20 protein-coding genes are annotated in these 23,128 nt (G+C 48.3%); 7 read left to right on the forward strand and 13 right to left on the reverse strand.

What is annotated here, in order from left to right; translation table 11 throughout:
• Positions 1-28: 28 nt before the first annotated feature.
• Positions 29-1,465, reverse strand: a complete 1,437-nt coding sequence (locus GV64_RS00905) for a hypothetical protein (RefSeq protein WP_020582087.1) — start codon at positions 1,463-1,465, stop codon at positions 29-31.
• 440 nt (positions 1,466-1,905) lie between these two features.
• Between GV64_RS00905 and GV64_RS00910 the strand changes: the two genes are divergently transcribed.
• The gene (locus tag GV64_RS00910) at positions 1,906-2,259 is read left to right on the forward strand and encodes a hypothetical protein (protein WP_020582086.1); all 354 of its coding nucleotides are present in this window, start codon (positions 1,906-1,908) and stop codon (positions 2,257-2,259) included.
• Between the two features lie 56 nt (positions 2,260-2,315).
• On the opposite strand, the gene GV64_RS00915 is transcribed toward GV64_RS00910, so the two are convergent.
• Complete coding sequence (locus GV64_RS00915) at positions 2,316-2,816, reverse strand: asparaginase domain-containing protein (RefSeq protein ID WP_152553886.1); 501 nt, start codon at positions 2,814-2,816, stop codon at positions 2,316-2,318.
• 203 nt (positions 2,817-3,019) lie between these two features.
• Between GV64_RS00915 and GV64_RS00920 the strand changes: the two genes are divergently transcribed.
• Positions 3,020-3,796, forward strand: coding sequence for a hypothetical protein (locus GV64_RS00920; protein WP_033402897.1), 777 nt, complete (start codon positions 3,020-3,022; stop codon positions 3,794-3,796).
• Here GV64_RS00920 and GV64_RS00925 read toward each other — a convergent pair.
• The 6 genes from GV64_RS00925 to GV64_RS00950 all read right to left on the reverse strand — a co-directional run bounded on the left by GV64_RS00925 (position 3,760) and on the right by GV64_RS00950 (position 9,285).
• Entirely contained in the window at positions 3,760-4,065 is a 306-nt protein-coding gene (locus tag GV64_RS00925) for an ArsR/SmtB family transcription factor (RefSeq protein ID WP_345917545.1), read from the reverse strand. The genes GV64_RS00920 and GV64_RS00925 overlap by 37 nt on opposite strands.
• A 62-nt stretch (positions 4,066-4,127) precedes the next feature.
• A complete protein-coding gene (locus GV64_RS00930; protein WP_020582081.1) occupies positions 4,128-5,237 on the reverse strand; it encodes a permease in 1,110 nt (369 codons plus the stop codon).
• A 361-nt stretch (positions 5,238-5,598) separates the two neighbouring features.
• On the reverse strand, positions 5,599-7,317 hold the full coding sequence (arsA, locus tag GV64_RS00935) for an arsenical pump-driving ATPase (RefSeq protein WP_020582080.1): 1,719 nt from the start codon (positions 7,315-7,317) through the stop codon (positions 5,599-5,601).
• An 11-nt stretch (positions 7,318-7,328) separates the two neighbouring features.
• Positions 7,329-7,700 carry an arsenite efflux transporter metallochaperone ArsD gene (gene arsD / locus GV64_RS00940; protein WP_020582079.1) on the reverse strand — a complete coding sequence of 124 codons (372 nt, stop codon included), beginning with the start codon at positions 7,698-7,700 and terminating at the stop codon, positions 7,329-7,331.
• Between the two features lie 83 nt (positions 7,701-7,783).
• A complete protein-coding gene (gene arsB, locus GV64_RS00945; protein WP_020582078.1) occupies positions 7,784-8,815 on the reverse strand; it encodes an ACR3 family arsenite efflux transporter in 1,032 nt (343 codons plus the stop codon).
• Between the two features lie 152 nt (positions 8,816-8,967).
• Positions 8,968-9,285: an ArsR/SmtB family transcription factor gene (locus tag GV64_RS00950; RefSeq protein ID WP_020582077.1), complete on the reverse strand. Its 318-nt coding sequence runs from the start codon at positions 9,283-9,285 to the stop codon at positions 8,968-8,970.
• 163 nt (positions 9,286-9,448) lie between these two features.
• Here GV64_RS00950 and GV64_RS00955 point away from each other — a divergent pair, with 163 nt between their 5' ends.
• Positions 9,449-9,946 carry a phosphatase domain-containing putative toxin gene (locus GV64_RS00955; protein WP_020582076.1) on the forward strand — a complete coding sequence of 166 codons (498 nt, stop codon included), beginning with the start codon at positions 9,449-9,451 and terminating at the stop codon, positions 9,944-9,946.
• A 159-nt stretch (positions 9,947-10,105) separates the two neighbouring features.
• On the opposite strand, the gene GV64_RS00960 is transcribed toward GV64_RS00955, so the two are convergent.
• Complete coding sequence (locus GV64_RS00960) at positions 10,106-10,624, reverse strand: cysteine hydrolase family protein (protein ID WP_034843880.1); 519 nt, start codon at positions 10,622-10,624, stop codon at positions 10,106-10,108.
• Positions 10,625-11,011: 387 nt separating this feature from the next.
• On the opposite strand from GV64_RS00960, the gene GV64_RS00965 reads away from it, so the two are divergent.
• The 4 genes from GV64_RS00965 to GV64_RS23505 are packed head-to-tail and all read left to right on the forward strand — an operon-like array spanning position 11,012 to position 18,486.
• Positions 11,012-12,364, forward strand: a complete 1,353-nt coding sequence (locus tag GV64_RS00965) for a hypothetical protein (RefSeq protein WP_020582074.1) — start codon at positions 11,012-11,014, stop codon at positions 12,362-12,364.
• Complete coding sequence (locus GV64_RS00970) at positions 12,354-13,106, forward strand: chromosome partition protein MukE (protein WP_034843884.1); 753 nt, start codon at positions 12,354-12,356, stop codon at positions 13,104-13,106. Before GV64_RS00965 ends, GV64_RS00970 begins: the two co-directional genes overlap by 11 nt.
• Entirely contained in the window at positions 13,103-17,515 is a 4,413-nt protein-coding gene (gene mukB, locus GV64_RS00975) for a chromosome partition protein MukB (protein ID WP_020582072.1), read from the forward strand. Before GV64_RS00970 ends, mukB begins: the two co-directional genes overlap by 4 nt.
• Complete coding sequence (locus GV64_RS23505; protein ID WP_020582071.1) at positions 17,515-18,486, forward strand: Wadjet anti-phage system protein JetD domain-containing protein; 972 nt, start codon at positions 17,515-17,517, stop codon at positions 18,484-18,486. Before mukB ends, GV64_RS23505 begins: the two co-directional genes overlap by 1 nt.
• Here the strand turns inward: GV64_RS23505 and GV64_RS00985 are convergent, their stop codons facing one another.
• The 4 genes from GV64_RS00985 to GV64_RS01005 form a co-directional block, all read right to left on the reverse strand.
• On the reverse strand, positions 18,487-19,671 hold the full coding sequence (locus GV64_RS00985; protein WP_020582070.1) for an iron-containing alcohol dehydrogenase: 1,185 nt from the start codon (positions 19,669-19,671) through the stop codon (positions 18,487-18,489).
• Entirely contained in the window at positions 19,668-20,204 is a 537-nt protein-coding gene (locus GV64_RS00990; protein WP_020582069.1) for a hypothetical protein, read from the reverse strand. Before GV64_RS00990 ends, GV64_RS00985 begins: the two co-directional genes overlap by 4 nt.
• Before the next feature lie 659 nt (positions 20,205-20,863).
• Positions 20,864-21,589 carry a glutathione S-transferase family protein gene (locus tag GV64_RS01000; protein ID WP_020582067.1) on the reverse strand — a complete coding sequence of 242 codons (726 nt, stop codon included), beginning with the start codon at positions 21,587-21,589 and terminating at the stop codon, positions 20,864-20,866.
• Between the two features lie 235 nt (positions 21,590-21,824).
• A complete protein-coding gene (locus tag GV64_RS01005) occupies positions 21,825-23,015 on the reverse strand; it encodes a MalY/PatB family protein (protein ID WP_201772453.1) in 1,191 nt (396 codons plus the stop codon).
• Positions 23,016-23,128: the final 113 nt, after the last annotated feature.

Raw genomic sequence — 23,128 nt, forward strand, 5'->3', positions numbered from 1 at the left:
CACAATTAGACATGTGACCAGCCCCTAGTCACTCACCGTAAGCCAGTGAATCAACAGCCCCTTGACCACTATGGACTCCACCCTCGGTTACCGATGATGGCTTACTGCGAATCAGGTAGCCTGCGTACCCCAGTTCACTGGTCAGCGAGTGCCCATCCAGATGCAGGGTAAACATACCAATCTCACTGATCAGATCATCCACAGGTGTAGCTTCACCCCTGCGTACAACCAGCGCAGAACGGGAACGGTGTCTTGGATGCAAGCGACGCATCAGGGACCATGCCGAATATTCTTCCTCCTGAAGCCTCTTCAGCTTAGGAAGAATCTCATGGTCAAACACACAATGACCACCGCCTTCACCCTGATTTTTCAATACCCAGTCCTTCGGGCTCTGATGCTCAAACCATCCAGCTGACTGATCATCAACCGGCTTCATTTCTCCAAGGAAAGGTTTGATTCTGCTGGCTTCATCCAGAGTAAGACCAAATTCCATCAGCTGATCAATAGTCATGGATGACAACAACATCTGCACCCGCTTGCTGGTAGCCAGCTGCTGACTGACCGTGGCATTGAGGGCTACTCGATGCTGCTCAATCATCACCCGGGTTTTACCCAGGGCTTCGCAGCACCGAACCTCTTCCAGATCGTGGGCGACATAATCACAATGCTGATAACCTGCACGTAGATAGATAGCATCCACTCCGCCCAGGCCTTCCAGTAATAACCGCTTGTTATCACCCGAAGACAGTTGATCGTAGAGTTGCCGGAATGTCCGGCGTACCGTTTTTACACCCTCTTGCTGGATGGCCTCCTCCAGAAGGTGTTGGTCATAGACATTATCTTCATCCGGTTGAACCACCATAATAAACAGTGGCTGCCCCACATCACCGGATTGAGCCCGGACAGTCTTGGCCGCGCCAGCAATGCCTTTGGCAAGATTTTCGATGCAATGATTAGGGACCAACTCCATTGAGCCAGTTTCTGACCAGCTTTGAAAAGCAGCCGGCCACTGATACCCAAGATAATGATGCAGCTCATGAGCTCGCTGGCCAAAAGGACCCATACCGGCAGCAATGCCATTAAACTCGATCAGTTTGGGCCCATACTCAGCATCATCCATAAAGTCCGTTCTCATCAGCAACATGGGAATCCGTTCTGCAGGCACTGAACTGAGGTGAATGGCCTGATGGAGTTCCAGCAGACTGGCAAAAAAAGCATCGGCGCTGCAAAGCGGTTCGATGGCCTCAATCAGGAACTCATGATTTTCAGAAACCCCATGAATCAGTTTACCCATGAGCGGCACGATGGATTTCAGCAATTCAAAGCGCTCACGCCTGATCAATGTAGGCGCAAAACTGAAAGTACAGTGCATTGCCGAATCCTTCGAGGTTTTCAGTGCCATTCCATGCAGTAAAGACCACTCAATAGCGTCCTGAACAGCAAAGGCAATCATGGTTTCTTTCATGGTTCTATCCCGAGTGCGTAAAAAGAGAAGGTTGTGAATTATGGAGCAATTTTGCAGCACGCAAACGCAGTTGGTTATCAATGTTTACGACTGTCTAAATGACAGATTTGGCTAGGTTCTGTTGACATAAGGTTCCTTTCTCAGCTCAAGCCAGATTACTTCTGACCAGGCGCAAGAACGCAGGAATACCGATGTCTTTCAAGTTCTTGCAACAACGGCAGAAGCATTCTGGCTTGAGCCCTTCGGGTGGTTCGTAAAGCAGCCTTCCAGCTTCGTTGAACTGGTTTGATGTAGAATCACTACACCTGCACCAGCTCGCCTCGTGGAAAGCGGCTTTACGAACCACTGAGTTTGGAAGCTTATGTCAACAGAACCTAAATACCCGGTCATCATCTGCCGATGCAATCAGTTAGACCTTAATGACTGACCGGGAAAAATCCATGGCTAACAAAAGCAAGCCGATGATCAGAACATTTGCCTTTATGCTTTCTGCATTCAGTATTTCTGCTGTAATCGCAGGTCCATCTCCCAAAGAAGTAGAAGTATTTGAGAACAGCTTCAGACAATGCTCCAGCAGCCGCTCAATTATCTCTCCTGGACCAATGGGCCTTTCCGTCACCCACAGAGTTCTGGGACGCACCCCCGGGGGCTGTCAGGTTGAAATACAATTGTCTCACCCGGCAGCCCCGGGAGAAGATACGATTGTAAGATGTCACATGAATCCTGGAGCACCCTATACCCATCAGATTAGTGACCTTTTCAATAATGATTTCAGTGGGTGCACACAGCAATAATAATGGTTTCTGCCAAGAGGATTCCCACTTTCGCGGGAATCCGGTTTATGAATTTCTCAGTGCAACCCACTCCGCGCATCTGGATGAAACAGTTCCCCATTGAATGCCACATAAACACCAGGCTGCTGATTCCTCAACGCACCCAATGCAAATCCGAGGTTGAAACCTGCATCATTCGGTGCAAAACCATCCAGTGGCCACATAGCTCCCGTTAAAACGATAACCTGCTCATGCCCGTCTGGAAGCAACCCTGAGAGACTTCTCGCGGTGTCAAACACAGTGAATGTCCCATGGGTGATTACATGATGCGTTTGTGATGATGTTAGAATCGCATCCAGAACTTCACGAATGTCATCGTCATTTATATCACGACTGTCTTTCATACATATTTCACGAACCTCCAGATTTTCACTGACTACTTTTATGTATTTTTCCAGAAACTCAGGAATGCCTGTACTTTCACGAGGCACCGTAGTGCACTGGTCAATATCATAGTAAGAATCAATGGTTCCCCCGGTAATAATCAACTGCACACTTATAGACTGACTCTGGCTCACGGCTTGACTACTTCCTTTTTTAATACTCAGGGTAAATACTATTTTTTGTTCAACCACCTCGATGAACAATCAATACCTGCAGTTCACCACAAAACACTCAACGTGAACATTTCGTGAAATTGAACAGATCCCATATTCATTACGCAGTAAACTGCGTCAGTTTACGAAGCCTGATTCTATAACCTGTTATTGTGACCACCTGCATGAGCCTGTCTGATAATCTTAGGTATCTTTGTTCTGAGTACAGTTCCATTGCTGAAGTTTGCCGATGTATCCCATTCAATCGACAGCAGTTTAACCGTTATCTTAGCGGTGAAAACCGGCCAAGAGGTCAGAATATCAGGCGACTCTGCGAGTTCTTCGGGATAACAGAAACGGTTCTGCTCATGCCTCATGAACAGTTTCTACAAAACTATAAACGGAAAAGCCCGGCCGTAGAGTTCAATAGTGTTCTGTCTAGTTTTCAAACATTCAGCCAGCAAAGCTCGCCTCAACTGGAAAAATATCTGGGTTATTACTTCCAATACTATTACTCCATGAGCTCTCCCCGACACATTCTTAAAGGTCTGGTACGACTGGAAGAAAAAGAAAATATCGTATGTTATGAACGTATTGAGCGTCTTGAAGAAACCCTCCACCGAAAACCGGTGAATTACTGCCTTTATAAAGGGCTGGCTATTCTTCGAAATGATCGCCTGTTTTTGCTGGATTATGAAAGTGTCACCGGCAATGAGATAGTGGAAACCATTCTTTACCCAAGCTTCAAACACCGTGTTGATTTGCTCGAAGGCACAATGCTGGGTGTTTCAGCAACAAGAAAACGTGAGCCCATGGTACGAAGCGTTGTCTGGGAGTACCTGGGAAAAAAGATACCTTTTCGAAAAAGCCTCAAATCGTGCAGACTCTATCAACCTGACTCATCAGAGATTCCGGCAGGCATCCTTCAGAAGCTGGAAACACCCGAATCTACACAGCACTGATCACGCAGAAAGTCGAGTAATTGATCAAATACCTGAAACTGAGGAATGCAGTATAAAAGACGTCCATCTCTGATCTGTTGAACCAGCCCAACGGAAACCAATGCTGAAAGGTGATGAGATAATGTCGAGCCGGGAATATCCAGTTCTTTCTGTAGAGCACCAACCGGAATCCCTGACCTGCCTGCTTTTACCAGTCTTTTATAGATACTTAACCGGACAGGATGTCCCAATTCCTTAAGCGTTTTAGCGTAGTCATCAATATTCATCATTATTACCTTTACAACAAACGGCTGACTCCCAGGGAAGTCAGCCGCTCTTGTAAAAGAAGGCCTCAGATTAAGGTCATTACCAGGCCCGCAGAGATTGCCATGGTGAAAATCACCGCCAGGAAGGCAACAATCATCGGGTTACGGAACAGACTCTTCAGCAGAATCACCTCCGTCAGGCTGGCACCGGCACTACCGATAATCAACGCCATCAGGGCACCCATTCCCATACCTTTGGCAGCTAGAGCAGCAGCCAGGGGAATAACCGCTTCAGCTCGAATGTACAGAGGTACACCAATGATCGCCGCGAATGGAATCGCCAATGGATTATCCGGGCCTGCGTACTGGGCAATAAAGTCCGCAGGAATGAATCCATAAGTAAAGGCACCAATACCAACACCCAGCATCAGAATCGGGAAGATCTTCTTAAACTGGCTCCAGGTTTCATCCCAGATACGGCCCCAGCGATCATTACTCTTGGGCTTGCTGTCGCCACAGGCGGTTGCACAACCGGAAGCAGCTGGAGCAGGCTTGCTATCACAACAGCTGCTGCTTTTTTCAGAAGACGGAGCTTCTACTACAGGCTTGGCATCGCAACAGCTGGCCTTTGGTGCAGGCTTACTGTCACAGCAACTGCCTGCTTCAGTTTCACCGTATATCACATCTTTGCGAACGTAACGCTCAAAGCCCAGTTTCTCCAGAATGTAACCACCGGCGACAGAAACGGTCAGCGCAATAGCGAAGTATATGACCGTCACCTTCATACCAAAGGTTGCCAGCAACAGACCCATAATAATCGGGTTCATCAGTGGCGAGGTAAACAGGAACGTGATTGTCGGACCAAAACCTGCCCGGGCTTTAAGAAGACCGGTCAGCATTGGGATGGTAGAACAGCTGCAGAACGGGGTCAGCGCCCCCAGAAGGCCAGCTGAAACGTAGCCTTTACCACCCTTGGAACCGAGTATCTTCTGAATTTTCTCTGCTGGCATATACTCCAGGATCACGCCGATAATAAAGCTGACAATCAGGAACAGAATGGTCAGTTCGCCAGCCAGAAAAATAAAGGTACCCAGTGCATCAACCAGATTCTGTGCCATATCAGCACCAATACTGGATTCCAGTGCCGGTTTTATGACCGGACCGATAAAATCGGTTATCTGCTGCTGTATACTCATATCAATAATTCCAGAAAAATAGAAATATAAACCTAAAAAAATTTCCTCTTGCTGACCTGTCTGATCTTCTTATGTAGATAAGATCAGTGATCGCTTCCTTTCATGCGATCATCAGCATGTAGCTTGTCGATGAGCGTATATTAGGTGAATGAAAGAACACACTCAACTATTTTTCTAAAAATATGGAAATATTTATACCTATAGCTATTGAGACACTGCCTTTAACCGAGTGTTAATTACCCTGTAACACTGATGAGAGAAGGGGTTAAAGTCATTTTACATATGCTTTTGGTTTACGGCGTAAAGCAGGAGCCAGCCTATTTTTTACGATGGCTCCAGCCTGAAAACGATGAATTAACAGTCAAAGCAGCCCATTTTCCTGCCAGGGAAGAAGGTACATGACGTCGCTGTGCCTGGAAGCAATCTCATTAAGATAATCAGCCTCTCTCTTCCGACGGGACACCAGCAATGGATCTGTTACCTCCAGCGGCGTCAGTGACTGATTCACCACCCAGCCCGCCGGCTTGATCCCAGCCCTTGCCAGATCTTCCTGAAGGTCAGCCGCCTCATGAACCGGTGTCGCTTCCGGCAGTGTGCAAATCAGGAGCCTGGAAAACTCCGGATCCCGTAATCGTGGTAGCAGCCCGGTCACTTCTTCTGAGTGCGCATCGCCACGCTTCAATACTTCCCGGTGGTAACTCTGGGCGGTGTCCAGCAGTAAGATCGTGTGCCCGGTCGGCGCTGTATCAATAACGGTAATGCGGTTATCGGCATTAAACACGGTACGGGAAAATGCCTGGAAGACCGCAATTTCCTCAATACACGGGGATCTCAAATCCTCTTCCAGCAACGCACGTCCATCATCATCCAGATGAGCAGCGTCAGCCAACACCTCTGAACGGTAACGCTCAATCTCCTCTACAGGGTTGATACGCTCAACCACCAGATTATCCGTCACTTGCCCGACAGCATCGTGCACGTGAGCCGCAGGATCCGTTGTAGTAAGAGTGACTGGTAAGCCCCGTTCAGCAAGCCTTCGGGCGATCATAACGGCAACTGAGGTTTTGCCAACACCACCTTTACCCAATGTCATCACAATGCCACGGCCACTGTCTGCCAGACCATCAATAAATCGGGTGAGGTCTGCACTTTTTGGCGTTGTATAAACTCGTTCCTGTTCAGCTGCTGCTTTACCACTGCTACTTTCAAAAAAAGTTTTGAGCCCTTCAATACCAATTGGAGGATTTGCAGACATGGCAATGGTCGAAACTGGCAGATGACTCAACTGCTCAGGCATATCACTTAGAGCGTTTCTGGCAAGAGCCTCCAGGGCAATGGCAACCCGATCATTTGCATCGGTCGCTTTGAACATTCCATTCACCACCAGATGCTGATTAGTAATACCCAGTTCCAGCAACTCTCCACTGGTACGTGCAGCTTCTTTCAGGGCCGAGTCATCAGGACGAGTGATTAACACCAATCGTGTCTGGTTTTCATCAGAAAGAATCTCCACGGCTCGGGCGTACAGTGCTGTCTGTTTTTCCAGTGCCGCCAGTGGCCCAAGGCAGGAAGACCCTGTCGTATTATCCGCGACAAAGCCCGTCCATGCACGGGGCAGAGAAAGCAGTCGCAGTGTGTGGCCAGTGGGTGCCGTATCAAAAATGACACGGTCAAAGCCTTCGGTGACCTGCTCATCGGCCAGCAACTCGGTAAAGGCATCAAAAGCAGCAACCTCCAGAGTGCAGGCTCCAGACAGCTGTTCTTCCATATTCTCAAGGACTGCGTCGGGCAAAACACCTCTGTAAGGCTCAATGGCCTTTGCACGATAAGCTGCAGCTGCTGCACGTGGATCAATATTCAGAGCAAACAGGTTTTCAACCCGGTTTACCGAAGTCGGTTCGCCACTTAAGCGGGTTTCCAGCACCTCATCCACATTCGATGCAGGATCGGTGCTCACCAGCAATACCTTTTCTCCGGCAAGGGCCTGACGGACAGCGGTAGCACAGGCCGTACTGGTTTTTCCTACGCCCCCCTTGCCGGTAAAGAACAACACTCGTGGCATATTTTCCAGGAAAGTCATCACGTCACTCCTTAACAGGCACCACTGCAGCAACAACCATCTGTAGCCGTTACTGATTTAGCTTCATCCATTTCGACCGGTTCACCAGCCACCATGGCAACCAGTTGCTCACGGGTTGGGTAAGCTCCATAGCTGACCATTTCACCGTCGCGCATAATGATGGGCAGTGCTTCATTTTGATGGGCTTCCAGCATGGCCCTGACTGTCAGGTTGGCAGCAAAAACAGCCGCTTCCTGTGCCAGGTTATGACGGATCACCTGATGCCCCAGGGATTCCAGGTGACTCAGATCTGCCGAAAAAACTGACAACTTCTGGTCCGGCTTTGGACCACAAACACCAGAAGAGCAGCACATAGCAGGATCAAACACGGTAATAGCCGACATCGTTGTGTCCTTATCTCTTTTACATTTCTATGGAATTGGATGACTACCGAAGCCTATCGGTAGTCGAGTAAACGGAAAGATAATTAACCTGCGTGAGCAACCGGGAAACGATCGCGGGTACGATTTGCGTAAGCCACCAGCGCCAGCATGATAGGCACTTCAACCAAAACACCGACCACTGTTGCCAGTGCCGCTCCGGAGTTAAGACCAAACAAGCTGATCGCTACGGCGACCGCTAACTCAAAGAAGTTAGATGCGCCGATCATCCCACCGGGTGCAGCAATACTGTGAGGTTCTTTCCACTTGTACATCCAGTAGTAGGCAATGGCGAAGATGAGTACGGTCTGAATAATTAATGGAATAGCGATCAGTACAATATCCACTGGATTGGCCAGGATCCGTGGAGCCTGAAAACCAAACAGCAGTACTACGGTCAGGATCAAACCGAGAATTGATAATGGTTTCACCCGATGGCCAAAGGTCTGAAGCGCCTGTTCAGATCGCAGAATTTTCCGAGTAAGCAGACCTGCCAGCAGAGGAATCACGATAAACAATACAACGGAAAGAAAGAGCGTACTCCAGGGTACGATGACATCCGTAACACCGAGCAGGAACGCAGCAATTGGAGCAAAAGCCACAACCATCACCAGATCATTAACCGCCACCTGAACCAGTGTGTAGTTGGCATCTCCACGGGTCAGCTGGCTCCAGACAAAAACCATCGCGGTACAGGGTGCAACCCCCAGCAGGATCATCCCGGCAATGTATTCATCACCCAGCTCCGGAGAAATAAGGCCAGTAAAGCTGCCGAAGATATAGCGAATAAACAGGATCGCCAGAAGCGCCATGGTAAATGGCTTAATCAACCAGTTGACAGTCAGCGTGACAATCAAGCCTTTTGGGCGACGATGGATGTTTTTTACAGCAGTAAAATCGATCTGCATCATCATCGGATAAATCATCAGCCAGATCAGCACCGCAATCACAAAATTAATGCTGGCGTACTCCCAGCTTCCCAGGGTAGAGAAGATAGCTGGAAACAGTGTTCCACCGACCAACCCTGCAAGCATGGCCAGAGCCACCCAAACACTTAAATAACGTTCAAAAATACCCATGATTTGAGCCTCTGCAAGCCATCGACAATCGTCGAAAAACGATAATAAAGCACAAAAAAAATCAACTTTCTTTCAAGATTCTCGTTCCCATGTTCAGCATGGGAACGAAGCAGTTCATGTTTAGAGGGTGGAATTGGTATAACTACATCTGGTTAAACACCACCGATATCTGCCAGTAACTGCTGTACACGCTTGATGGCTTCCGGGCGAAGACTGAAACAGGTTTTGGGATGCTTCACTTCAGCGTTGACCAGCCCTGCTTCCCGCAGGATCCGAAGATGTTCTGAAACCGTGGACTGGGCAAGACCAAGCTGCCCTACCAAATCAGAACCCAGACACACCCGACCAGCCAGTATCCGTAACAGTCTTACCCGTGCCGGATGCCCAATGGCTTTGGCATAAGCAGCCAACTCCTTCTCTTCAGACTCGTTAAACTGAAAATCAGCGAGACTTTGAAGGCACTCCATCATTACTACACCCATTTGCACATCATATTAATCGTCAAATCACGATGAACGATACGCCTGTATTTTTCCCCTTGCAAGTACCCATAACAAAAAAATAAAAAAGCGGTAATGTGTACAATACAACTGGTAATCTACCGGCTGCATTTCTGCAATATAGAGCATTCACATGTCCCCCCATCCTTTTGATATTCTGTCATTGCCAAATGGTTCAACCTTTATTTTTACGCCTTGCCCTGGCACCAAAACGGAAACTCTTTCTGACTCACTGAGCACGCTGAAAAAGGCAGGAACTGATGCTATCGTCACCATGCTTCCGGATACTGAAATCAAAGCTCTTGATGTTGCCAGTCTTGGTCAAGAGGCTAAAACTTTTGGAATGCAGTGGTTTCAACTCCCGGTAGAAGATGACTGCGCACCGGAAGAAAGCTTTGAAGTCGCTTTTACAGAGGACAAAGCCCCACTACTCGCTTTGATTGAGAAAAAGGCGACAATCGCCATTCACTGTAAGGGCGGCTCTGGACGCACTGGACTGATGGCAGCAATACTTCTTCTGGAAAGCGGGATGCAATGGGAAGATGTAAAAACACTGGTTCAATCTATTCGGCCAAACGCCTTAACTTTGCCAGTACATCTTGAGTTTTTGCAGAAACACTATGTGCTCTGAACAGAGATAAGCATAACGAGATAGGTTCATCATAGATTAGCCTGATAAGCAGGGTACCGGTTTTATCCCAGTACCCAGCAGGCCACAAGAGTTGTAGAGTCTATCGTAAAAGATAGCGAACACCGTATTGGCAAGTGCAGCCCTTTTGCGAGAGCCTCTTTAAAAAGCCTGATCCATTGTGATCAGTGGAACCCTTGTTGAAACTGCATGCAGAGCAATCATATGAATCATTTCATCCACTGTCGTGCAACAGTCCATCAAAATGGAAACCTTATACTTTTCTGCCGCTTTGGAGATAGCGGTATGAGTGACACAGTTCTGGGTCATCATGCCACAGACCAGTAGCTTGGTGACTCCATGCTCCTGCAACACTGCATCCAGGTTCGTTTTCTCAAAACCATCGGCATACGTTTTAATAACGATATCCGCATCCGGAGCAAGCGCCAGAATTTCTGGTAGCAGATCTTCACCGCCACTGCCTTTATTAAAGAAAGGTGCAAGGCCCAGCGCCGGGTCAGCTATATGCTGAATCAAAACAATGGGAATACCTTCTTTATTAGCTGTTGTCATGGCATTTTTAATATTGGCCAGCGTCTGTTTTGTATTCCAGAGAGGGTACTTACCCCCGGGAAAATAATCTTTCTGCAGGTCAATCACCAGTAAAGCTTTCTTACCCATGACGCATCTCCTGATTTGGACTCAATGCACAGGATTATAGCCCTGATGTACGCAGGTACTTTCTAAAGAAGCTCTATAACATTTAAAACAATTCGGCTCTGCCACATGCAGGACAAGGGTTATACGATGAAGACCAATTAGACATGCAGCAATTTAATAGACAGTAATAATATAGAGCTCTGTCATTCGGTCACCTTTTTCAATGAACTCAACTGTCTTCCAATTGTCTATGACTGGTCAATCAGGAGACTTTCCAGCCAATAGCAAGTTTATTGCTTTACGCTATTGTCAGTTTTTTTCATAATAAATCTGGCCTAAACGCTGAGCCTTACAGGGTTTTGCCTCCCTTCCCCTGATACAGCACCTTAATGATTGATGGAGTAATGATTGCCAGCATCAAAAAACATCCCGTCACTGATCAGCACGATTCTGACTCAGGGTATCAGCCTTAAACTGCAACCCGCAGATCTTGCCTATCTGGCAGCACTGCGCTATTGGAAAGAAACGGAATCACAACCGGAGTTCAGCGAAGAAGAACTGCATGTGGTTTTCCAGAGTGTGGAAAAAGCGAGGCTGGATGATAACAGCGATGATTCATCAAAACGCTGTAATGATGTGATACGACGCCTCCTTCAACAACATCTGCTGATCTGTCTGGAGGGGGGGGATCAGCGAAACCACGCTTATCTGATTACACCATTGTCTGAACAGATTGTTGACTCCGTCTGTGTAGGTATGGAAGCCTCCCAGGAAGCGTTAAGCACGCTCTTTATGACTGTTGCCAGCCATCTCAGGGAGATCCGGGACTCTGCAGAGCAGGGAGGCAATGAACCTTTCTGGAAGCATCAGGTCGAATCACCGCTGAATATTACGGTCAACCAGCTGGTCACCTCTATTGACCATCGTCAGCGACAGCTGGATCAGGAAGCCATCAATACTCGTAAAGAAGTGGTGGAACTACTGAAACAGGACTGGCAAAACAGCATCAGCCAGTGTGAGCAATTATTAACCAGTACCCAATCACACCTTCAGGACCTGCAACGACTGCTGTTAGCTTCCTGCCATGAACTTCGCTCACTGCTGGAGGCCATATCCCGCTCCTGCGAACAGTCACAGCGGAGCGATGCTATCAATAGTGTTCTGCGGCTGGAGCAGCACCTTGACCGGATTGAACACTGGAGTGGTGAACGCATGAACCACTGGGAAGGATTCCATCACCGTGTTCATCAATACCTGCGCCAGTTTGTGACCATGGATGAACGTAAGGCTTTGATGGAGCGGGTACGGGAAGGTATCCGAAACTATCAGGAGATGCCCTGGTATCTGCGCTACACCCATGAAGAACCATTAACCCGGTTACGGGATATTGAGCCACCTCAGCCAAAAGAAAGTCTGGCGCGAGTGATTCATGATGAAGGCGACCCCGCCTCGATTGAAGACTTTGATGCATTAAAACAGCAGGTTAAGGAATGGCTGATTGATCAGCAAAAACAGTCTGGATGCCTGCCATCCTATGAGCATGCGCTGGAACAACTGGCCAGCCAATGGCCCATGGAAAAACTGCATATGGTGGCTGGCTGGCTGTTCAGTGCGCTGACCGAAATGGGTCACCAGCAATCCCAGCAGCACATCGCGGATAGCCAGTGGCACCTCATTATTTCCGAATTTTATGCGGAACGCCTGAGCCTGACACCCAACTCACCACAGCGAGAAAGAGAGAAACAGCTTGTTGACGGATAACCCCTACCAGCAGATCGCTGATCTGATCAATGATGAATGCTTTCCGGAACTGGATACCCGGCTGCGTCGGGGTGAACATATCGATGCTCGCTATCACAGATTATTCAATATCATCCAGGATGGTTTCCCCCTGCTGGCTGAGTACTACCTGCGCTTTGGCAGCGATCTGGTTCAGGCACCGGAGGCATACTATTACCTTCGCCCTGGAACCAGCGGCAAAAGTCTGATCCGCTCCAGAAAACTCGATGAACTGACCATGATCGCAGGTCAGGTGCTGGCCATGTTCCATCTTGACCCGGAACAACTGGAAGGCAGTGGCTGGATATCCACCGATGCAGTGTATGAACGGCTGCGCCTGCTATTGGAGAATGACTATCTCTGCCAGCTACTGGAACGTAAAAAGATTGAAACCCAGGCAGACCGTGACAAAGCCATGGAAACTTTACGACGCGCTATCCGACAGCTGGCAAGGCTGGGCATGGTTCGACTGGAGGGCAACCAGGCCAATCGACTGCAAACCCAGGCACCATTGATGCGATTTATTGACCCAGTCCGTTCTACGGCATCCACAACAGAAGGTACCAGGGCAGCCATGGAGCAACTGGTTCGCGACGGTTATATAAGTCTTGATGAAGATGATGAAAGCCTGAAGCCTGACTGCACCGAATCAGAAGAAAAGGCCAGTAACGAAAACGTCACTGTCGTGGTTGAGCAAGCCATTGAAGAAGAGCAGGAAGCATGAGCCAGAAAAGAACCCAGATCCGCAGCCTGACCATGGTCAACTTCCGGGGTATCTTCTTCAAGACACTGGAAATGCATCCGTTGATGAGCAACCTGATTGGACATAACGGTGCCGGTAAAACCACCATCATGGGGGCGTTACTGATTAACCGTGTGCCTGACAACCGCCTTATCCGCCTGCGCAACAATTCCGACAGTGGTCAGGATCGCAGTGATAATGGTATCTGGGGACGTATCGGTGCCGGCACCTGTTACAGTCTGGTAGATTACGAACTGCACGACGGAAGACGAGTGATAGCTGGCGTTAGAATTCGTCGTCTGACTCAGCCCAAAGTGGAATTAAAGCTCTTTGCCATTACCGGTATTGAAGCCAGTGTACCCGTACGCGATCTGGTGATGAAACCACTACCCGGTGAAGACAATCGCTATGAGCCTCTGGATGGCAAAGCCCTGAGAAACCAGATTACCCTGATGGGCGGCGAACTGCTGACCTTCAATACGACCGCTCAATATATGAACTGGCAGTTTGAACAACGCATTATTCCAAGACGCATGGAAAACAGCCAGGATCGTCAACGCTACTATCGTATGCTAGAAACCAGTCTGTATGGTGGCCTTTCATCAGAGCTGCAAAAAGGGCTGAGGGATTACCTGCTCCCCGCGGATGATCAGGTGCGCCAGTCTATTGGTTCCATGCAGAGTGCCCTGCAGGAGACCCAGACTACCCGCCGGAAAATAGAAACCACCCGCAGTGACCGAAAGGTGATCCGGGAAATTCTGGAGTCCAGTTATGCCCTTGGAGAACATGTACTGGCCTGGGCGGAAAAGCAGAAGATCAAACTTCAGCAGGAGTTAAAAGACAAACAGCAACAGGAGCGCCAGGCTGAGCTCCAACTGGAAACCAAACGACAGCAATTGTCAGCCATCGACGCTCGTCTGCTGACCCTGGACGCTCTTGAGGCCGAGCTGGCAAGTCGTGAAGAGGACGCCAGTGAGCGCCTTGATCATGCAAAAGATCTGGAGCGACTCCACACCGATCTGGAAAGGCTGGAAAACGAGCAAAGCAATCACAGCCAGCAGTTGGAAGAGCTGAACGAACAAAAAAATCTGCTGGATCTTCAGCATCAGGAAGAATCTGCTGACCTTGAGCGCTTACAGGCAGACGTGGCACAGCTGATGGATCAACTGACCAGTGTTGAACAGGCCTATTCCGAAGAGGCTCGCAAGGCAGGTCTGTACCAGGCCGCCCTGAGAGCCCTGAATGAAGTGCGTGAAAGCTTTGACCAGCAGGATCTGACAGCCGATAAGCTCAGTTCTTTGATGGGCACATTGCTACAGGATCACAGCACCACCTCCGAATGCTATTACCGTCAGCTACCGCTATTGGAACAGGCAGAAGCTATTCGAGGTCATTTCAATGCGACCCTGAGCCTGCTGACAACACTTGGCGATCACGAGATTCCCCTGAACCAGGCCGCGAGTCGCAGCGACCACTGGCGACATCACCAACAGCAGCAAACGACACTGGCAGCTCAGATACCGGTGTTAATCCAGCGCCAGCAACAACGTCAGAAAGAAGAAGAACAGCTTAAGAAGCTGCAGCAGGCCATCACCACGCTTCCGGAAAGCTGGCGTCATAATCTTCAGGATGAAGCCAGCTGGAACACCAGCCTGCGCACTGCCGGTCACGAACAGCAATACCAGCAGCAAAAGATGGAAACACTCAGGGAGCAAATCCAGCAGACCCATCGAACTCAGGATCAGGTTAAAGCCAGCCTTACTCAGGCTCGACAGGATCATATCCTGTGGCAGGATGCACGCAAGTTAAGCCAGGATATTCAAACCATTCGTCCCGAAGCCCCGCTGAGCAATCAAGATGATTTTACTGCCCTGCGCCAACAGGTAAGCCATGGCCAGCAGGAAAATCTGCAGGCCAATGCCCAGCTTGGCAAGCAGCTGGATGAACTGCGTGCACGTATGGCCCAGCTGGAAATCAAAGCCTCTAAAGAGCTTCAGCAACTGCAGAAGCTGGCGGATATCACCGGTGGTGTGGTAATCAGTGATTACTTTGATAACGATGATATTTCCCTGGAAGAAGCTGCCTGGCTGGAAGCAAAATTCGGCCCCCTGCGTCATGCTATCCAAGTGCGGGATATCAGTAAGGCAGCCAATATCATTCGGGAAGAAAGCGATCGCCCGGATCATGTCTGGCTTCTCTGCGGTAAGCCTGGAGAGTCTTTCTCGGAAGAAGAATACGTCCATACACCCTTTGATCAGAAAGAAGACGGCAGTGTACTGGTAGAAATTGCCAGTAATGTTGCCCGTTTAAGCAGAGAGCCTGAGTTTCCAACCATTGGCCGACTGGCACGGGAAAAAGAACAGGCCCGCCTTCGGGAGTTGGAAGAGCGTCTGCTGGATCAACTGCAGGAACTGGCCATCGATAAACGACAGCTGGAAAAGTGCCAGCAATACCTGGATCAACTCTCCGCCAGAAGCCAATGGCTGGGAGTCCAGGAGCCACCCATTGAAGAATATGCGGCACAACTTGAAGAGCTCGAACTCCAGGCAGAATCACTGAATACTGAGCTGAATGACACCAGTCAACAACTCAACATACTCAATGGCGTTATCCGCTGCCTTGAGCAATGGCAAACCAGTGCCTGGCTGTTGAACGAAGATCCGGATCGCGAGTCATTAGCTGAAATCAGGGATCAACTGCAAGAAGCCAATCAGGCCAAAGGCTGGTTAGATAAACATCAACGAACCATTCAGAAGCTGAACGACCATCGATTCTATATCGAGCAACCGCCCATCGAGAATCTGGATGCCCTGCGGGCAGAGCTGGCACAACTGAAACAACAGCTAAGTCTGTACAGCCAGCAGAAAGACCTGCTGAGTGCCGCTACAACACAAGCCCCAAACCTTCGCTTTGCAGAGTCTGTTACCCGTCAGGAAGAGACCGAGAGCCTGCAAAAGCAGCTGCGGGGTGAGTACCAGACGAAAAAGCAGACCGAGCAACGACAAAATCAGCAGGTAAAACAACTGGAACAGCAATGTAACCAGCTCGGGCTGAATATAAACTCCATTACTACCCTGTTGGAACAGAATCTGGCTCAACAATCAGAGTTCAAACGACAAATTAATGATATTCCGCTGACGTGGAAAACCGGCCTGAAAGAAGAGTGTGCAGCACAATTAACTGCTATCAGATTGGAAAAAGCCGGGCTCAGTCAGGAAATCAAGCAGCAAAGTGAAAATAAGATCACTGCTAAAGCAGACCGGAATAAAATTGAGGAACAGCTCAGTAACACCATTGCTGATATTCATCAGCTTGAGCCTAAAGTACAGCAAGCCACCCATAACCATGAGCTGATCGTGGAACAGGCTGAACTGTCAGGGCAGCAGCAACGGCTGCATATTCACCACCTGCTCAATCAGGATGATGAGGCTCTGCGTAATGGCATGGCTTCGGCACGCATTGCTTTGGCGAAAGTTCTGGAGACAGAACAAAGCGGCCTGTTTCAACAGATCGAGAAAAGCAGTAGCTCCGACCTGCCGGGACTGTTCCAATGCTTTATTGACGCCCAGCATCATCTGGCCCAGCGCATGGATAAAACGCTGTATCAATCGGATGACCCCAGACAAAACCTGGAGCGGCTTGAAGAGCACCTCACCCGCCTGGAAACCCTGTTAAAAGATGCCGAGCAGCGTTTCCTGGCTGAATCGGATAGCCTCGGGCAGAATATCCAGCGCAAGATCAACAAAGAGCGCAAACAGATTCATCAGTTGAATGCGGCACTGTCCAGCGTCCATTTTGGCACCATTCGGGCGATCAAAATTGAGCTGGAAGTGATCGACAGTTTCCAGAAAATACTGGATGCCCTGCAGCAGGAATTTTACGCTGACCTATTCCGGAAACCGGACATTACTGTGGAAGCGGCTTTGGAATACCTCTTTAAAAAGGAGACTGGGGGAACCATCGTTGGCGATAAACTGCTGGATTATCGCGAATATATCCGCCTGAATATTCTGATTCAACGGGCTGGAAGCAACCAGTATGAGCCTGCTAACCCGACAAATTTATCCACAGGTGAAGCTATTGGCACCGGTCTGGCTATTCTCACAATGGTACTGCATTCATGGGAAGTCGCTACGAATAACCGCGATGGCAAAGGACATGCCGCCAGTCGTCTACTGTTTCTGGATGAAGCGGCACGTCTGGATGCCAGAGCGCTGGCCACTCTGGAAGAGCTATGTGACCATCAGTCTCTGCAGCTGCTGGTTGGTGCGCCTGATAATGTGCTACCTAAAAACGGCGTTACCTATCGAATGGTGCGCCTGATGGAACCTTATGAGCATGTTATTTTCTCGGGCGTAAAGGGTAGACTGCCACAAAGTGCTGAGTCGTGATGTTCTCTCCGGAAGATGCTGTACCCATTGCCCTCGCCCTGCTGGGTGAAGGCTATGTTCAGAAAGGTCAGCAAATGCCGGTCTTTCTGGATTTTCTGATTAACGCTCGCTGGGTAGAAAAGCACAGCTACCGGCAAAGAAACAATCATTTTGCTCTTAGAACAACAGATGACCGCCAGAATTTTCTGGTGTATATGAACAAACATTTTGGTGACAACTGGCAAACATCACTCGAGAAAGGTGAGACACGGGATGAATTTCTCAGCAAACGTTTGCTCTCACCCATACCAGTAAATATCCACAGCCGGGTACAAAATGCCATTTGGGGAGAGCACTCCAAAAAGAAGTTGTCGGCACAGCCTGATATCGAAACAGTAGACAGCGAGCTGATTCAGCTCCGCACCCGGATGGATTGTCAGCTGCACTTTTCAGGAAGGGTCATTAATTGTAAGGATGAAATGGCCTTTTCGGATGCGATCATCATCAATGAAACCGCACTGAGCAAGTTGCAAAGCATACAGTGTGAAGCACCAATTAATATCATCACTGTCGAAAATGCCGGTGCCTGGCAACACCTGCCTCTTCCGGAAAATGTTATTGCTCTGTTTGTTCCCGGTAACAATCAAAAACTGGCATTAAAGCTGCTCTCGTTTTTCCTGAACTACCAATGGGCTCATTTTGGCGACTTAGACCAGAAGGGTTTGGATATTGCAGCAGCATTGGCCAGGGCTCAGAACAGACCACTAAAGCTATTAATTCCTGACTGGTGGAGCGAGTATCGACCCCATTTTGAACTGGACATAAAAAAGAGAAAAACTCTCTGGCGGGAAAACATCTGCCCTCGCTCCAGACAGTACACACGACATCCCTTTTTAAACAGTCTTGCTAATAGAAAAAAATGGATGGAGCAGGAGTCAATTGTACTGGACTCCCGCCTCTTGAATGAGATCAGATGCCTTTTTGATACATGATTACCACGCTGACTTCAAAAGCCCCAGAACCTGCTCATAACTGGCATCCACCCGGTTATAGAGCAGTGCTCCATCATCAATGCTCATACGGGCAACGTCTTCCAGTTGAGACTCCTTAACCTTACCACTCTCTGACAGGGTTCGGGGCAGGCCTGTTTTCTCAAAGAGCTCATCCCGCATTGCACGAATGTAGATAATGGTTTCAGCAGCCCGTCGTTCTTCAGGGATTTTGCTGTAAAAGTCAGCACCGGCCAAGGGAAGCAACAGTTCACCAATCGCCTTTTCGCACTGGGGAAGGTTGTATTCCAGCACATAAGGCAGCATCAGGCTCATGCAGACTCCGTGGGGAAGGTGGGTTATCGCCCCCAGAGAGTGTCCTATGGCATGAACCAATCCAACCATCGAGTTAGAAAAAGCAATACCTGCCATCGTTGCCGACTCAGCCAGTTTCAACCGGATATCTTTGCTCTTGGGCTCGGCGAGCACTCGAATCAGGTTTTCCCGTATGCCTTTAATGGCTGCAACGGCATAGGCGTCACTGAGTGGATTTTTGGCCGTGCCAATAAACGCTTCAATCGCATGGGTCATTGCATCCATGGCCGTTGCTGCCGTGATATGCGGAGGCAACGTCAAGGTCATCCGGGGATCAAGAACCGCTACATCGGGCATCAGGAATGAAGAGCCATAAGGCACTTTGCGACCGCTGGCATCATCGCGAATCACTGCAACTTTAGTCACCTCTGAGCCAGTACCCGCTGTGGTCGGCAGAATAAATAACGGCTTCAGTCGTTTAGTTAGGGCGCCGACACCACTGTATGACAGAAGGTCATTACCGCCTTCGGATACAAGAATATTTACCGCTTTCGATGTGTCGATAACCGAGCCACCACCAATGGCAATAATCCCATCCGCGCCATTTTCACGATAAAACTGAGTGATTGCAGATACGACACTGGTTGATGAGTCTGGCGGAACATCGCTATAAATTCCCGCCATCGGAACCTCACCAACCACCAGAGCCCGCTTAACAGGCTCGATCAAACCGGCGTTAAGCACCCCACCATCGGTAATAATCAATGGCTTCTTAACCCCAAGGCTGGCCAGCTCATAGGGTATATGCTCCAGAGCTTCATTTCCCGAAACGATTTTTACCGGATTGAAGAATTCATAATAGCTACGGCTCATTTCACAAATACCCCCATAACAAAACCAGCAAATACACCCAGGTAGATTTGCAATGCACCCACCATCTTTTCTTTTAAGGATATGTCCGGGTAATGGCGCATGATTTTACGGCCGATAAACTTTGGCAGCGTGACCACTTCAAGCCGTTCAAAACAACGGACCAGCTTCATAGAGGCTGGAATATCACCATCTACCACCATTCTCTCTCTGGCAAAAGCATCAGCTGTGCCTTCCTGAAAGGAGAGCGTGCCAAAGGCATGGGCAAGGTGTTTGAATTGAATATCCACATCGGGCTTTGTTTCACTGTTTTTCCGGCCCGGCTTTATATATCCGTCACCTTTCTTCATATAGAGACAAGGGCCACCGGGCATAACACTCATAGAGAAGGTAAAACCGTCTGGAAGCGATGCGATTTCATTTTGAATCACCTTGTCAGTTCGACAGGCCTTAGCCAGTCCATGACCGATGAAAGCCAGCATAAAACGGACATATAAGCGCTTTATACGCCAAGAAAGGGGAAGAGATGGAGACACCCGATACTCCTGCCAGCGAATCGCTGGACAATAATTATTATTGTTATTCCGGAGCGATATTATCCAAAATCCCTTAAGCCTGCACTATTACAGGCCAACTGAGAGTATAAATTTAAAAAATATTGCGTATTGATGACATTAATAACTCCCAGTCAATACTCACGACATAGTCCGAAAGTAAAAGCGTAACCATAGCTGGAATCCCATCTTTCCAGGTATCAAATAGCAGGTGGCAAATAATCGCACCAAACAACTCTAACAACCCGACAAGAAACATAATCTGCCGATTAAGGCCATACTTCACGAACATCCCAAGCTGGATAGCAAACACCTTCTTTTGCCAACCAAGTATTTTTATTGAACTTGCCAGTAAAAAGAACATAGATAAAAGACTAATGACCAGGGGGCGTTCTCAATTAGCCATGAGACCAGCCACCCACGGTTTGTGCCAGACAAGGCGCGAACTGCGCGATGTGGTTATTCCACATAAGCAGTGAGCAACGATGAATGGCGCAAACCGTGGGTGGCCCTTTGGGTTGATGTACAACCCATTCTCAAACATCTATTGTGCTTGACCAACTGCCTGATAAACGGTCGGTCAAATTATTCTGAAGAGCCTCGCCTGTTAACCCCGCAGTTATCGCTATTGGTGCGGCTATCTAGCCTTCCACATCGCAGCAGCCGGATTCCTGGCAACCCGTATCAAGATTTGCAGCACTGCAATCACAATCATTTTTGCATCGTCCCAGGAATGTTTTTTCAGATAAATAAAAATCACTGAACTTTTCAAGAAAATCTTCAGATACGGTTTTTTCAGCCAAACTGGTGTCCATAAGCGCTGCCTGCCAAGCCTGAACTTTCGGATATCCAACCAGAAAATCATAGCCGCTCTTCTCTCGAATGATCTGAGCACGATGCAATAGTGGCAGCCATGCCAGATCAACCATACTCAGCGTATCGCTGTTGAAAAACCGATACTCTCCAAGCACTTTCTCAACTTTTGCGAATGCCGTTGCCAGCTTCTCGGTCCGTTCCTTCAGAGTCTGAGCATCTTTACTGCTCTGAGCCCCACATTGAGGAAGGTAGTTTTTGGTACCCAGGTAACTCCAGGCTCTATTCAGCGCTTTCTGTTCAGCACTTAACTCTTGCTGCAGAACCGGATAAGCATCCTCCAGATACTCGGCAATAGCATCAGATTCAAAAAGGGCTATACCATTTTCCGTAACCATCACTGGCACCTGACCATTTGGAGAAATATCCATAAACCATTGGGGTTTATCACTCAGACTGATGTATTCCACCTGATAGGAAAGATTCTTGGCTTCCAGCATGGCAGTGATGCGCTGAACAAATGGGCAAATTTTAAAACTGATAACCTTCAACATGATTATGGCCTCTATAGTGAACACAGCCCGCTAAAACGGGCTTTAAATCCATCGGTACCTATACAGACGCTATGGACACAAAAAGGACGCAGTTTTTTACATTTTTCCAACCACATTCCTGTTTTTTAATCAAAGAGATAACTCTGTTATTCCACGTAACCATGTAATGAAGGCCATAAAAAAAGGGCTGGTCATTGACCAGCCCTTTTTTTAATTTCCTACTGAAACAAACGAATTAGGATGCGCTCAAATGTCTATTGACTTCAATTCCTAACCGCTCGAAAGAGTCCTGAATTCTGGCCAATGGTGACGCAATGTTCATCCGTAGAAACTGATCACTTCCCGCTCCAAACCAGCTTCCCGGAGTCAACCCCATGCCCGCTTTATGAAATACCAGAGACTTTAATTCTTCATCGTTCAAGCCCAGTCCAGAGAAATCAAACCAGATCTGATACGTTCCCTCAGGCTTGAACATTCTCACCTGTGGCAGCTCTTCTTTAATAAAGTCCTCAATCCACCCCACCGTCGCTTCAAGATAAGTTAACAAGTCATCAACCCACTGTTCACCTTTCTCATAAGCAGCAATGGTGGCGAAGGTACTGAGCGCATTGCCATGATCGAGATACATAGCTGATGCCAAAGCGTCAACCTTAGAGAACACCGCCTGATTCTCTGTGTAAATGTAACCATTGGAGATGCTGTGCATACCAAATGTTTTGGCAGGAGAGCCCAATAAGGCAATACTCTTGTCATAAGCAAGAGAGACTATGGAGTTGAAGTGATGACCGCTATACACAATATCAGAGTGGATTTCATCGCTGATGATGTATACCTGATGTTTTTCAGCGATGTCGACCAGTCGTTGCAGCTCATCTACTGTCCAGACCCGACCCGTCGGGTTGTGGGGGTTACACAGCAGCATCACTTTTATATTCTCACTGCAAAGTTTTTTTTCCAGATCGTTGAAATCTATTTCATACTTTCCGTTATTAATGACCAGTGGGTTTCGAACAACCTTCCGGTTCACTCTGCTGATTACATTGTCAAACTGATGGTAGGCCGGTACCTGAATCAGAACGCCCTCTTCTGGCTCAGTCAATGCCTGCAACAACAGAGAAATGCCTGTCAAAACCCCTGGTACCTGAATAAATGAATCAGCATTCAGCGATAGATTATTTCTTTTCCCGTACCAGGCTACCAGCGCCTCTAACACACCACGTGAATTAAACTCATAAGCGTAAATCCCTCGATCAACCAGCCTTCTAAGTTCTTCAGTAATGGCGTTGGCAACTGGAAACTCCATATCCGCCACCCAATAGGGCGTGACCGCCTGGGATCCATAGATATTATTGAGCATTTTCGGGTCATGCTTGATAAACATATCCTGAAGACCGTCTTTAATTTGATCAAACATTGTTACTGACACGATAAACACCTCTATATCGAATGGCAGCCAATATTCATGGCTGACCTATACCTTGTCGTTTATAGAGACGCTGATTATTGAAAAAAGACGCAACAGGCATGACTTAACAGGTA

It is taken from the genome of Endozoicomonas elysicola, assembly GCF_000710775.1.
GTDB lineage: Bacteria > Pseudomonadota > Gammaproteobacteria > Pseudomonadales > Endozoicomonadaceae > Endozoicomonas > Endozoicomonas elysicola.